This window comes from Pigmentiphaga soli, assembly GCF_039541095.1.
Classification (GTDB): domain Bacteria; phylum Pseudomonadota; class Gammaproteobacteria; order Burkholderiales; family Burkholderiaceae_B; genus Pigmentiphaga; species Pigmentiphaga soli.
On sequence record NZ_BAABFO010000001.1, the window covers coordinates 283,024 to 297,197 of the forward strand.

The following is a 14,174-nucleotide window of genomic DNA, read 5'->3' on the forward strand; positions in this document are numbered from 1 at the left end:
CGGGCGTCATTCCGGATAATCCGCGCCGAGCGTCGTGCTTTCCCAGGCATCGAGGTCGGCCGTCAGCGCGGCTATCTTCTTGCGCACGTTGTCGAGCCCGGCCTTGCCCAGCACCAGGTGCAGCGGCGGCCGGTCGGACTGCACGGCGTCGATGATGGCCTGCGCCGCGCGCACCGGATCGCCGGCCTGGTGGCCGGAATGTTCGGCGATCTGGCCCCGGCGCTTGCCCGCCGTTTGCGCGTAGTCGTCGATGTGCAGGCCGGACTGCCGCAGCGACCGGCCCGCCCAGTCGGTGCGGAAAGGCCCCGGCTCGACGATCAGCACGCGCAGGCCCAGCGGCTTCAGTTCCTTGGCCAGCGCTTCCGACAGGCCCACCACGGCGAACTTGGTCGCGGCGTAGTAGCCCGAGCCGGGGAAGCCGACCAGGCCGCCGACCGAGGCGATGTTGACCACCGCGCCGCGGCGGCGGGCGCGCATGCCGGGCAGCACGGCGCGCGTGAGCGCGGCCAGGCCGAAGAAGTTCGCTTCGAACATGGCGCGGATTTCGGCGTCTTCGCCTTCCTCGACCGCCGACATATAGCCGTAGCCCGCGTTGTTCACCAGTACGTCGATGCCGCCGAAGGCCTGTTCGGCCTGGCGCACCGCCTGCGCGATCTGGCCGGCGTCGGTCACGTCGAGCGTGACGGCCAGGGCGCGGTCGCCGTGCGCCGAGACGAGGTCGCGCACGCTGTCGGCGTTGCGCGCGCAGACGGCCGCGCGCCAGCCGCGGTCGAGGATGAGCCTGGCCAGTTCGCGGCCGAAGCCGGTGGAGCAGCCGGTGATGAACCAGACAGGGGAGGCGGAATCGGTTGCCATCGTGAGAGTCTCCTGGCGCGGTGGGGCCCGGCGACAAGGCGCGGGCGCGGCGGGACCGGGCGAGCCCGGCGTTCGTCGTAAGGCTAGCAGATCGCACGGCGCGCCACGCGCGGCGAAGAAGAGCGCGGCACGCGACTTGCAGAATCGGGCAACGATCCGGCAGGATCGATCTACCGGCGGCCGCCGCGCGCGTTCCATACTGCCTGCCCGCCCCGCGGTCCGCGCCGGCGGCCGGGGCCATCGAGGAGTCATCCATGCGCTACAGGAAATTCGGCCGCACCGGCCTTTTCGTTTCGGAATTGTGTCTCGGCACCATGACTTTCGGCGGCGAAGGCATGTGGGGCAACATCGGCGACCTGCAACAGGCCGAGGCCGAAAAGCTGATCGGCCGCGCGCTCGATGCCGGCATCAATTTCATCGACACCGCCAACGTCTACTCGGCCGGCCGCTCGGAGCAGATCACCGGCCAGGCGCTGAAGAACCTGGGCGTGGCGCGCGACGACGTGGTGGTCGCCACCAAGGTGGTGGGCGACATGGGACCGGGCGCCAACCAGCGCGGCATGTCGCGCCATCACATCATGGCCAGCGTCAAGGCCAGCCTGGCCCGGCTGCAACTCGACCACGTCGACCTGTACCAGCTGCACGGCTTCGACCCGGCCACCCCGATCGAGGAGGCGCTGCGCGCGCTGGACGACCTGGTGCGCCAGGGCCACGTGCGCTACGTGGGCGTGTCGAACTGGGCCGCGTGGCAGATCATGAAGGCGCTCGGCATTTCCGAGCGGCTGGGCCTGGCGCGCTTCGAGTCCCTGCAGGCCTATTACACGATCGCCGGCCGCGATCTCGAGCGCGAGCTGGTCCCGCTGCTGCGCAGCGAGGGCGTCGGCCTGATGGTATGGAGTCCGCTGGCCGGCGGGCTGCTCAGCGGCAAGTACGGACGCGGCGTCCAGGCCGAGGCCGGCAGCCGCCGTACCCATTTCGACTTCCCTCCGGTCGAGCTGGAACGCGCCTACGACTGCATCGACGCCATGCGCCGCATCGCCGATGCCAAGGGCGTGTCGGTGGCCCGCATCGCGCTGGCCTGGCTGCTGCACCAGCCGGCGGTCACCAGCGTCATCGTCGGCGCCAAGCGGGTCGAACAACTCGACGACAACCTGGCCGCCACCGGCGTGGCGCTGGACGAAGCCGAACTGGCCGCGCTGGACGCCGCCAGCGCGCTGCCGCCCGAGTACCCCGGCTGGATGATCGAACGCCAGGGCGAGGCCCGCCGCCGGCAACTCGCGCAAGCCGGTGTTCCCGCCAGGTAAAAGAGGTTGCAGCTCATATCGGGCCGGCCGCCCCGGGCGGCCTTTGCACCGCCCGCTTACAACTGCGCCCGCGCGCGCGCCGGCGCTTCCCTACCATGGGCCCCTCTTGGCCGAGGGCGGCGCAATCTCTGGGAGGCAGGCATGAGCGGAATGGCGAGGGTGTTCGACTATACGGCCGAGGACGGCTGGCGCTACGGCGTGTGGATCAATCTGGCGCAGCAGCCCGACACCGGCCGCTACGATGGCCGGGCGCAGGTCTACGAAGGCAAGGTGGAGGACAGCGCCTACGTCGGCAACAGCCTGACCATTCCTCCGTTCGACGCCAACTCCGACGACGCGGCATTCCGGCTTGCGCTGGAGCGGGTGATCCAGGCGCTGCGCGACGGCGTGCTGCGCACCCCCGGCGTGCTGGGGCGCGGCGCCACGCCCGCGGGAACGGCGGTTGCTGCCTCGGATGCCCGCGGCGAGCCCGTGCCCACGGCGCGCGCCGCCGCTTCTGAACGGAGTAGCCGACCATGACACAGCCAGGCAAGCAGCCGAACGAAGATCACGCCTACACCCGCCCGGAGTCCGAGCAGCACAAGGACCAGCTCGCCACGCTGCCGGAAAGCGAAGGCGCGCGCGACATGCCCCCCAGCCGGCGGGCCGAGACGCCCCATTCCGGCGAATACAACGGTTCGCCCGTGCCCGATCCCCGCCAGGACAAGCCGGGCGTCTTCACCCCGCAGGACGACACGCCCCTGATCCTGGAAAAGCGCGACGCCGGCAGGCACCGCACGCGCGAAGACTAGGCCCGCCGCGGGCCATTCTGGTGCCAGGCGGCGGGCGCGGCTCCCCTGAATTGGGCATCCGGAGCCGGAATCCCCGTCCCGCCGCACGATCCGATCGGGGCGCGCGCACCCGAATGGGTCGAACCGTAACCAATATTCGTAAGACTCCATCCGGAACCGCCGCGCAAAGGGGGCCGGATTGGCATGCTTTCTGCTTGACGGGGACTCCCGAACAGACCCTTCAAGCGCCGGCGCGCCGGCGAACGGAGCCGCTTGTGGCCATCAACGTTGCCCTGAAGCATGTCACCCGGTACCGCTACGATCGTCTCGTCACGCTGGCGCCCCAGGTGGTCAGGCTGCGCCCGGCGCCGCATTGCCGTACTCCCATCCTCGCCTATTCCATGACGGTCGAGCCCGGCCGCCACTTCGTCAACTGGCAGCAGGACCCGTTCGCCAACTACCTGGCCCGGCTCACTTTCCCCGAGAAGACCGCCGAATTCGTCGTCACCGTCGACCTGGTGGCCGACATGTCGGTCTACAACCCCTTCGACTTCTTCCTGGAGCCGAGCGCCGAAACCTTCCCCTTCGCCTATGACGAGAAGCTGGGGCATGAACTGGCGCCCTACCTGGCCAAAGGGCCGCTCAGCCCGTTGCTGAAGGATTTCCTGGCGCAGGTGGACGTTTCCAGGCAGCGCAGCACCGATTTCCTGGTCGCGCTCAACCGCCAGGTGCAGCGCGCCGTCGCCTACCTGATCCGGATGGAGCCCGGCGTGCAGACGCCGGAACAAACGCTGCAGCGCGGCGCCGGCTCGTGCCGCGACTCGGGCTGGCTGCTGGTGCAGCTGCTGCGCCACCTGGGCCTGGCGGCGCGCTTCGTATCGGGCTATCTGATCCAGCTCGCCCCCGACGTCAGGCCGCTCGACGGCCCGGCCGGCGCGGCGGCCGACTTCACCGACCTGCACGCCTGGTGCGAAGTCTACCTGCCCGGCGCCGGCTGGGTCGGGCTGGACCCGACCTCGGGCCTGTTCGCCGGCGAAGGCCATATTCCGCTGGCGGCTACGCCGGAGCCCGGCAGCGCGGCGCCCGTGGCCGGCTCGGTGGACAAGGCCGAGGTGGAATTCAGCCACGAAATGGAAGTGGCGCGCGTGGCCGAGACGCCGCGCGTGACCAAGCCCTATACGGAACAACAGTGGCAGTCGGTGCTGGCGCTGGGCGACGCGATCGACGCCCGGCTGCAAGACATGGACGTGCGGCTGACGATGGGCGGCGAACCCACCTTCGTGTCGGCCGACGACCGCGACGGCGACGAGTGGAACACCGCCGCGCTCGGCCCCACCAAGCGCCTGCTGGCCACCGATCTGGTCCACCGGCTGCGCGAGCGCTACGGCGCCAACGGTTTCCTGCATTTCGGGCAGGGCAAGTGGTACCCCGGCGAACAACTGCCGCGCTGGGCGCTGGGCATCTACTGGCGCGCCGACGGCGAACCGTGCTGGCAGGACCCTTCGCTGTTCGCCGACGAGCGCCACCCGGCCGGCCACACCGGGGAAGACGCGCGCCGCTTCATCGACGCACTGGCCGAGCGCCTGGCCGTAGACCGCCGCTACGTGCTGCCCGGCTACGAGGACGTCTACTACTATCTGTGGCGGGAGCGCCGGCTGCCGGTCAACGTCGATCCGTTCGACGCGCGGCTGGACGACGAGCTCGAGCGCGCCCGGCTGCGCCGCGTGTTCGAACAGCACCTGGACGAGGTGGTGGGCTACGCGCTGCCGCTCAAGCCCAACGAAGACGCGTCGCGGCCCGGCCCGCGCTGGATCACCGGCCCCTGGTTCTTCCGCGACGAGCGCATGTACCTGGTGCCGGGCGATTCGCCGATGGGCTACCGGCTGCCGCTCGACTCGCTGGCCTGGGTATCCGAGACCGACCGCGCCTGGTTCCTGGACAGCGACCCGTTCGAGCCGCGCGCGCCGCTGCCGGCCGCCGTGCCGTGGCGCGCGCAGATCGCCGGCCGCCGCGCCGCGCCCGCGGGCCGCGCAGAAGCGGCGGGGCGGGGCGTGGAAGGCCAGCCCGGCGGCGCCGGCATGGCGGATGCCGACGGCATGCCGGCCCGCTTCGAATCGGCGTCGTGGGTGGTGCGCACCGCGCTGTGCGTGGAGGCGCGCGGCGGCACGGTCTACGTGTTCATGCCGCCGCTGCGCCGGCTGGAAGACTGCCTCGAACTGGTGGCCGCAATCGAGGACACCGCCGCCGCGCTCGGCATCCGCATCGTGATGGAAGGCTACCCGCCGCCGCGCGATCCGCGCCTGACGCAACTGCTGGTCACTCCCGACCCCGGCGTGATCGAGGTCAACATCCATCCCGCCGCCAACTGGCGCGAACTGGTCGACCACACCGAGTTCCTGTACCAGGCCGCGTTCGAAACCCGGCTGTCGGCCGAGAAATTCATGCTCGACGGCCGCCACACAGGCACCGGCGGCGGCAACCATTTCGTGCTGGGCGGCGCCACGCCGGCCGACAGCCCCTTCCTGCGCCGGCCCGACCTGCTCGGCAGCCTGGTTGCCTACTGGATCAACCATCCCTCGCTGTCCTATCTGTTCTCGGGCCTGTTCATCGGTCCCACCAGCCAGGCGCCGCGGGTGGACGAGGCGCGCAACGACCAGATTTACGAGCTGGAGATCGCGCTGGCCGAGATCCGCGCCCGGCTCGACGCCGGCCAGCCGCCGCCGCCGTGGATGGTGGACCGCGCGCTGCGCAACGTCCTGATCGACGTGACCGGCAATACCCATCGCGCCGAGTTCTGCATCGACAAGCTGTATTCGCCCGACGGCCCCGCCGGCCGCCTGGGCCTGCTCGAACTGCGCGCCTTCGAGATGCCGCCGCACGCGCGCATGAGCCTGGCGCAGCAGCTGCTGATGCGGGCGCTGGTGGCGCATTTCTGGAAGACGCCGTACACCGCCCGGCTCACCCGCTGGGGCACCGAGCTGCACGACCGCTTCATGCTGCCCACCTTCGTGCAGATGGATTTCGAAGACGTGATCCGCGACCTGAACGAGGCCGGCTTCGCTTTCGACCCGCAGTGGTTCGCGCCGCACTTCGAGTTCCGCTTCCCGCTGTTCGGCAAGATCGCCGCGCGCGGCGTGGAACTGGCGGTGCGCGGCGCGCTCGAACCGTGGCACGTGCTGGGCGAGGAGGGCGCCATCGGCGGCACCGTGCGCTACGTGGATTCGTCGCTCGAGCGCGTCGAAATCAAGGCGACCGGGCTGAACGACAGCCGCTACGTGATCACGGCCAACGGCCGCGCGCTGCCGATGCAGCCCACCGGCCGCGCCGGCGAATTCGTGGCCGGCGTGCGCTACAAGGCCTGGTCGCCGCCGTCGGCGCTGCACCCGACCATCCCCGTCCACGTGCCGCTCACCTTCGACGTCTACGATACGTGGTCGCGGCGCTCGCTCGGCGGCTGCCAGTACCACGTCGAGCATGCCGGCGGGCTCAACCCGCAGGTATTCCCGGTCAACGCCTACGAGGCGGAAAGCCGCCGCCGCGCCCGCTTTTTCGAGATCGGCCACACGCCGGGCCGGATGGACGTCGGTCCGGCGGTCGCGGGCCGCGAATTCCCGTTCACCCTGGATCTGCGGCATGATTGAGCGTTCCGGGTAAGCTCGCCGCACGATGTCCGATTCCCTCTTTCCTTCCGAGTCCCTGCTGGGCGCGGCCGGCATGGCCGCCCACCTGGCCCTGCCCGCGCGCGAGGGGCACTACGACGAACTGCGCGAGCGCGACCCGGCCGGCGCCGGCGCGCTGCGCGCGCCATGGCAGCGCTTCTTCGATCTGCTGGGCAGCGCCGGCCTGGCCGACTTGGACCACCGCGCCGACATGGTGGCGCGCAAGATCCGCGAAAACGGCGTCACCTACAACATCTACGCCGAGGCCGACGGCCCGGCGCGCCCATGGTCGCTCGATCTGCTGCCCTTCATCGTCGGCGAGTCCGAATGGAGCGCGATCGAAAGCGGGCTGGCGCAGCGCGCCGCGCTGCTGAACCGCATCGCCGCCGACGTCTACGGCCCGCAGTCGCTGCTGGCCGAGGGCCTGGTGCCGCCGGCGCTGGTGCAGGGCCACCCGGGCTATCTGCGCCCGCTGCAGGGCTACCGCCCGCCGGGCGGCATCTACCTGCACCTGGTGGCGTTCGACCTGGCCCGCGCCCCCGACGGCAGCTGGTGGGTGGTGTCGCAGCGCACCCAGGCGCCGTCCGGGCTGGGCTACGTGCTGGAGAACCGGCTCACGATCTCGCACATGTTCCCCGAGGCCTTCCGCGACCTGCGCGTGCTGCACCTGGCCTCGTCGTACCGCCGGCTGCTCGACATGCTGTACCGCCTGAGCCCGGCCGCGGCGCCCGAATCGCCGCGCATCGTGCTGCTCACCCCGGGGCCCTACAACGAAACGTACTTCGAGCAAACCTTCCTGGCCCGCTACCTGGGCCTGACACTGGTGGAGGGCGGCGACCTGACCGTGCGCGACCGCCAGCTTTTCCTGAAGACGCTGCACGGCCTGGAGCGCGTGCACGGCGTGCTGCGCCGGCTGGACGACGATTTCTGCGACCCGCTGGAGCTGCGCGCCGATTCGACGCTGGGCGTGCCCGGGCTGCTGCAGGCGGTACGGGCCGGCAACGTGCTGGTGGCCAACGCGCTCGGCACCAGTTTCCTGGAGTCGCCGGCCATCAACGGTTTCCTGCCGGCGCTGGCGCGCCGGCTGCTGGGCGAGGAGCTGCGGCTGCCGTCGCTGGCCACCTGGTGGTGCGGCGAAGAGGCCGCCCGGGTGCAGATCCTGCCCTATCTTTCCAACCTGGTCATCAAGGCCACCTATCCCGCCGGCCGCCGGCAATCGTCGCTGGAGCCGGTGATCGGCGCCTACACCAGCGCGGCCGAGCTGGAAGCGGCGCGCGCGCGCATCGCCGCCGATCCCGACGCCCACACCCTGCAGGCCTACCTGCCGCTGTCGCAGGTGCCCACCTGGACCGGCGGCCGCATCGTGCCGCGCGCGGCCATGGTGCGCGTGTTCGCCATCGCCGACGGCCGCGGCGGCTGGAGCGTGCTGCCGGGCGGCATGACGCGCATCGGCGGGCGCGACCAGCAGGTGGTGTCGATGCAGCGCGGCGGCAGCAGCCTCGACACCTGGGTCACGACCTCCGGCGTGGTGGACCTGTTCACCATGCTGCCGGAACAGATGCGGCCCGAAGACCTCTCCCGCCGCCGGCGGCGCCCGGTGTCCAGCCGCACGGCCGAGAACCTGTTCTGGATGGGCCGCTACACCGAGCGCGCCGACAACGACACGCGGCTGGTGCGGCGGGTATTGGAACGGCTCAGCGACGAGCAGGACGACGGCCCGCCGATCCTGGCCGCGGTGGCGGCGCTGTGCGAGCGCAACGGCCTGTTCGCGGCGCCGGCCGAGGCGCCCGCCACGGCCACGGCGGCCTTCGAGCGCCGGCTGCTGGCCGAGCTGGCGCGGGCCGACGGCGAATCCGGCATCCGCTACAACCTGCAGGCCATGATCCGCGCCGCCGGCCAGATCCGCGACCGCTTGTCGCCCGATCTGTGGCGGCTGATCCTGACCGCCGGCGAGGAGTTCGCCGGCGTGCTGCCGCGCGAGCCGGGCGCCGAGGCCGAGGCACCGGTGCTGCGGCTGCAGGCCGCGCTGCAGCGGCTGAATACGCAACTGGCGGCCATCGCCGGCGCGCAGGCCGACCGCATGACGCGCGACGACGGCTGGCGGCTCCTGACCGTCGGCCGGCAGATCGAGCGGCTGTGGGCGATGGCCTCCGGCCTGCACTGCCTGTTCGCCGACAATGCCGTGCTGCTGGAGTCCGGCTTCGGCCTGCTGCTCGACGTGTTCGACAGCAGCATCACCTACCGGGCGTCGTACCAGAGCCGGCACGAGATCCCGGTGCTGCTGAACCTGCTGGTGTTCGAGGCCACCAACCCGCGCGCGCTGGCCTGCGTGCTGGACGTGCTGCGCAGCGAGCTGGCGCGCCTGCCCGAGGTGGGCGGGCCGGCCGAATTGCTGGCGATGCTGCCGCCTTCGGGGCTCGACGCTTCGCTGGCCGCGCTGTGCGAACGCGGCGCCGAGGGCCGCTACGACGCCGTGCTGGCCCTGGCCGGCCGCATGTGCGAACTGGCCGGCCTGCTCTCCAACGAAATCAGCCGCCGCTATTTCAGCCACGCGACCGATTTCGACCAGGCGCTGGCGGCGTGATGGCGGCGTTTCCTTCGACCGGCCGGCCCGCCTGCCTGTCGGTCACCCACGAGACGGCGTACCGCTACGCCTCGCCGGTGGAGCTCGCGCACCACGTGGCCTATCTGCGGCCGCTGGAAACGCCGTACCAGACGCTGCGCGACTTCGAGCTGCAGATCGAGCCGCGGCCCTCGTCCTGCATCGACGAGTCCGACGTGTACGGCAATGCCCGCGCACTGTTCGAGCTGCTGGCGCCGCACGACTTCCTGCGCGTGCGCGCCGTCAGCCGGGTCTGCGTCAGCCCGCGTTTCGCCGGCCTGGACGGCGCCGGCGGCCCGCCGTGGGAAGAGGCGGCGCGACGCTGGCGCTATGTGTCGGGCGCGCCGTACGCGCCCGAGTCCGAATTCGTGTTCGCCTCGCCCTACGTGCCGCTGCACGCCCCGCTGCGCGCCTACGCGCGGGAGTCGTTCACGCCCGGCCGCGGGCTGGTCGCCGCGGCGGTCGAGCTGATGCACCGCATCCACCGCGATTTCACCTACGAGTCGAACAGCACGGCGGTGTCGACGCCGCTGCTCGAGGCCTTCGAGGCCCGCCACGGCGTGTGCCAGGATTTCGCCCACGTGGCGATCGGCTGCCTGCGCGCGCTGGGGCTGGCGGCGCGCTACGTGAGCGGCTACCTGTTGTCCGAGCCGCCGCCGGGCCAGCCGCGGCTGGTGGGCGCCGACGCCTCGCACGCCTGGCTGTCGGTGTACGTGCCGGGGCTGGAGGCGGGCGGCGGCTGGCTGGATCTCGATCCCACCAACGACCTGATTCCCGGCGCCGCCCACGTCACGCTGGCGCATGGGCGCGACTACGGCGACGTGACTCCGCTGCGCGGCGTGATCCGCGGCGGCGGCGGGCACGAATTGCAGGTGGCCGTAACGGTAGAGCCGGACGCCGGATCGCCGCGCTGAGGCCGGCCAGGCCGAGCGGGCCTCACGGCGGCTGCCGGCGGGGCGGGACCGCAACTTGCTCGGCGCCAGGACGCCGCGCAGCATGCAGGCGCACGTCCGGCCTTTCGCAAGGCGGGCCGCCGGCGTGGCGCAGCAAGGGGGAGCCCGTCATGAACCCTTTTTTCGAATCGCTTGCCGCGCGCGTGGCGCAGGCCAGGAAGCGCAAGCGCGGCAACGCGCCCGGCAAGATTTTCCATTGCCGCTGCGGCCAGGCCGTGTTCTTCTACAACACGGCCTGCCTGAACTGCGGCGCCCAGCTCGGCTTCGAGCCCGGCCTGGGCGAGGTCCGCAGCCTGGCCGAAGGCCCCGAGCCGGACACCTGGGTGCTGGCCGACCAGCCCGATTCGGCGGTATACCTGCGCTGCGCCAACCTGGCGCTGCCGGCGGCCTGCAACTGGCTGCTGCCGGCCAACGAAGGCCAGACGCTGTGCGTCTCGTGCCGCCTGAACCGCACCATTCCCGACCTGTCGGTGCCCGGCAACGGCGAGCTGTGGCGCCGCATCGAATCGGCCAAGCGGCGGGTGGTGGCGCAGCTGCTGACCCTGGGCCTGCCGCTGGCGCCGACGACGCAGGAGGGCGACGGCGGCCTGGCCTTCGATTTCCTGGCGCCGGCGGCCGACGGCACCGCGCCGCTCACCGGCCACGCCCATGGCCTGATCACCCTCAACGTGCAGGAAGCCGACGACGTCTACCGCACCCGCCTGCGCGACAGCCTGCACGAGCCCTACCGCACGCTGGTGGGCCACTTCCGCCACGAACTGGGCCACTATTACTGGGACCGCCTGGTGGCGCACACCGCGTGGCTGGAGCCGTTCCGCACCGTGTTCGGCGACGAACGGGCCGATTACGCCGAAGCGCTCAAGCGGCACTACGAAAGCGGCGGCCCGCCCGACTGGGCCTTGTCCCACATCAGCAATTACGCGGCCAGCCACCCGTGGGAGGACTGGGCCGAGACCTGGGCCCACTACCTGCACATGGTCGACACGGTCGACACTGCGCTCAGCTTCGGGCTCGACACGGCGGCGGTGCAGCGCGATTACGAGCCGTTCACGCGCGCCGCGCTGTACGATCCCGACGATCCGCAGGCCGACGCCTTTCTGGAACTGGTCAACGTCTGGGTGGAGCTGACCGGCGTGCTCAACGAACTGTCGCGCAGCATGGGGCAGCGCGATTTCTATCCCTTCGTGCTGCCGGCCGCGGTGGTCGGCAAGCTGCAATTCGTGCACCGGGTGGTGGCCTCGGCCGCCGGCGGCTGAGCGCGCCGGCTTGACACCCGCCGGCCGCTACCGTCTACTTGCGCCGTCATACAATCGGACGATCCGGAGGAGACAGCCGGCCCGTCCATTCCCGAGGTCGGCATCATGTCCCTGCGCGAAACCTGCCGCCAGCCGTTCGAAACGGCGGGCGGCCGCAAGTCTTTCTATTCTCTCGACGCGCTCGCCGCGCAGGGCTACCCCGGCATCCGCCGGCTGCCCGTGTCGCTGCGCATCGTGCTCGAATCGCTGCTGCGCAACTGCGACGGCAAGCGGGTCCAGGAATACCACGTCCGCAGCCTGGCCTCGTGGCGGCCGGAAGGCGACCGCAGCCACGAAGTGCCTTTCGTGGTGGGCCGCATCGTGCTGCAGGACGTGGCCGGCATCCCGCTGCTGGGCGACCTGGCCGGGCTGCGCGAGGCCGCCGCGCGCGCCGGCCGGCCGCCGTCGCTGGTGCGGCCGCACGTGCCGGTCGACATGGTGATCGACCACGCGATCGAGGTCGACTACAACGCCAGTGCCGACGCCCCGCTGCGCAATATGCAGCTGGAGATGAGCCGCAACGAAGAGCGCTTCCGCTTCGTCAAATGGGCGATGCAGGCCATCGACGGCATCCGGCTGGTGCCGCCCGGCTTCGGCATCCTGCACCAGGTCAACCTCGAATTCCTGGCCCGCGGCCTGCTCGAGGCCGACGGCGTCTGTTTCCCCGACACGCTGGTGGGCACCGATTCGCACACTTGCATGATCGCCGGCCTGGGGGTCGTGGGCTGGGGCGTGGGGGGCATCGAGGCCGAGGCCGCGATGCTGGGCCAGCCGGTCAGCTTCGCCACGCCGGAAGTGGTGGGCGTGCACCTGACCGGCGCGCTGCGCGAGGGCGTCACCAGCACCGATCTCGTGCTGCACATGACGCGGCTGCTGCGCCAGGCCGACGTGATCGGCCAGTTCGTGGAATTCTTCGGCGAAGGGGCGGCACGGCTGTCGATTCCCGACCGCGCCACCGTGTCGAACATGGCGCCCGAATACGGCGCCACCATCGGCTTCTTCCCGTTCGACGAACGCGCGGCCGACTACTTCGCCACCACCGGCCGCACCGCCGGCGAAATCGACGACTGGCGCCGCTACCTGCAATTGCAGCACTGCTTCGGCATGCCGGCCGACGGCGAGATCGACTACAGCCGCCGGCTTGAGGTCGACCTGTCCACCGTCGAGCCGCTGGTGGCCGGTCCGCGCCGCCCGCAGGACGGCGTGCCGCTGTCGCAGTCCAAGCCGCGTTTCCGCGAGGTGCTGACCGCGCCGGCCGACCGCGGCGGCTACGGCCGCCCGGCGCCCGGCGACGCGCCGCGCGCGGCGGGCGCCTACCAGGCGCGCGACGGCGACGTGCTGATCGCCGCCATCACTTCCTGCACCAACACCTCCAACCCTTCGGCCATGCTGGCCGCCGGCCTGCTGGCGCGGGCCGCGGCGCGCCGCAGGCTCAGGCCCCGGCCGTGGGTCAAGACCTCGCTGGCGCCCGGCTCGCGCGTGGTCAGCCACTACCTGGAGGCCAACGGCCTGCAACAGGACCTGGACGCGGTCGGGTTCGCGGTCGTGGGCTACGGCTGTACCACCTGCGTGGGCAATTCGGGCCCGCTGCCGGACGAGGTGCTGCGGGCCGTGGCCGACAGCGGCGCGGTGTGCTGCGCCGTGCTGTCGGGCAACCGCAATTTCGAGGCGCGCATCCACCCCTCGGCGCGCGCCGCCTACCTGGCCAGCCCGCCCCTGGTGGTGGCCTATGCGCTGGCCGGCACGGTCGACATCGACTTCGCCGCCGAGCCGCTCGCCACCGACGCGCAAGGGCGGCCGGTGTACCTGCGCGAGCTCTGGCCGGCGCCGGCCGAACTGGACGCGGCGCTGGCGCGGGCCTCCGACCCGGCGCTGTACCAGGCCGTCTACCGCGACGAACTGGGCCGCGGCAATCCGCTGTGGGACGCGCTGCCGGGCATCGGCGGCGAGCTCTATCCGTGGGACGCGGGCTCCACCCATCTGAAAGAGCCGCCGTACTTCACCGATCCGGACCTGCAGGGCTCCAGCCTGCGCGACCTGCATGGCGCGCGGCCGCTGGCGATCCTGGGCGATTCGGTCACCACCGACCACATCAGCCCGATCGGCAGCATCGCCCCCGATTCCAGCGCCGCCCGCTACCTGCGCGAGCACGGCGTGGCGCCGGCCGCGTTCGGCAGCTACGGCTCGCGCCGGATGAACCACGAGATCATGGTGCGCGGCGGCTTCGGCAACGTGCTCTTGCGCAACCGCATGGCGCCCGGCGCCGTGGGGCCGTGGACGCTGCACCAGCCGGACGGCCAACGGATGTCGATCTACGACGCCTCGGTCCGCTATCGCGCCGAAGGCACGCCGCTGGTGGTGCTGGGCGGGGCCGAATACGGCACCGGCAGCGCGCGCGACTGGGCCGCCAAGGCCACCCGCCTGCTGGGCGTGCGCGCCGTGGTCGCCGAAAGCTTCGAGCGCATCCACCGCAGCAACTTGGCCGGCATGGGCGTGCTGCCCTGCCAATTGCCGGCCGGCATGCGGCTCGAAACGCTCGGCCTCGACGGCAGCGAACGTTTCTCCATCGTCGGGCTCGAAGGCGAGGTCAAGCCCCGTCAGCCGCTCGAGCTCCGGATCGAGCGCGACGGCGCCGACACCCGCCGCATTCCGCTCACGCTGCGGCTCGACACCCCGATCGAGGTCGAGTACGCAAAGCGCGGCGGCATCCTTCCCTACACGCTGGAGAATCTCTGA

Annotated in this window: 9 protein-coding genes; 8 read left to right on the top strand and 1 reads right to left on the bottom strand. The window is 71.5% G+C overall.

Translation table 11 applies throughout. The features are described 5' to 3' along the window. Positions 1-6: 6 nt before the first annotated feature. Positions 7-855, bottom strand: coding sequence for an oxidoreductase (locus tag ABD927_RS01460; RefSeq protein WP_345245575.1), 849 nt, complete (start codon positions 853-855; stop codon positions 7-9). Positions 856-1,109: 254 nt separating this feature from the next. On the opposite strand from ABD927_RS01460, the gene ABD927_RS01465 reads away from it, so the two are divergent. The 8 genes from ABD927_RS01465 to acnA all read left to right on the top strand — a co-directional run bounded on the left by ABD927_RS01465 (position 1,110) and on the right by acnA (position 14,174). Further along, entirely contained in the window at positions 1,110-2,159 is a 1,050-nt protein-coding gene (locus ABD927_RS01465; protein ID WP_345245576.1) for an aldo/keto reductase, read from the top strand. A gap of 141 nt (positions 2,160-2,300) precedes the next feature. Then, the gene (locus tag ABD927_RS01470) at positions 2,301-2,678 is read left to right on the top strand and encodes a hypothetical protein (protein ID WP_345245578.1); all 378 of its coding nucleotides are present in this window, start codon (positions 2,301-2,303) and stop codon (positions 2,676-2,678) included. Beyond that, positions 2,675-2,950 carry a hypothetical protein gene (locus ABD927_RS01475; protein ID WP_345245580.1) on the top strand — a complete coding sequence of 92 codons (276 nt, stop codon included), beginning with the start codon at positions 2,675-2,677 and terminating at the stop codon, positions 2,948-2,950. The genes ABD927_RS01470 and ABD927_RS01475 overlap by 4 nt, the downstream gene beginning before the upstream one ends. Before the next feature lie 254 nt (positions 2,951-3,204). Further along, positions 3,205-6,570, top strand: coding sequence for a transglutaminase family protein (locus ABD927_RS01480; protein WP_345245582.1), 3,366 nt, complete (start codon positions 3,205-3,207; stop codon positions 6,568-6,570). Between the two features lie 25 nt (positions 6,571-6,595). Next, positions 6,596-9,172, top strand: a complete 2,577-nt coding sequence (locus ABD927_RS01485; RefSeq protein WP_345245584.1) for a circularly permuted type 2 ATP-grasp protein — start codon at positions 6,596-6,598, stop codon at positions 9,170-9,172. After that, a complete protein-coding gene (locus ABD927_RS01490) occupies positions 9,172-10,104 on the top strand; it encodes a transglutaminase family protein (protein ID WP_345245585.1) in 933 nt (310 codons plus the stop codon). Before ABD927_RS01485 ends, ABD927_RS01490 begins: the two co-directional genes overlap by 1 nt. A gap of 149 nt (positions 10,105-10,253) precedes the next feature. Continuing rightward, positions 10,254-11,399 carry a zinc-binding metallopeptidase family protein gene (locus ABD927_RS01495; protein WP_345245587.1) on the top strand — a complete coding sequence of 382 codons (1,146 nt, stop codon included), beginning with the start codon at positions 10,254-10,256 and terminating at the stop codon, positions 11,397-11,399. 105 nt (positions 11,400-11,504) lie between these two features. After that, positions 11,505-14,174, top strand: coding sequence for an aconitate hydratase AcnA (acnA, locus tag ABD927_RS01500; protein WP_345245589.1), 2,670 nt, complete (start codon positions 11,505-11,507; stop codon positions 14,172-14,174).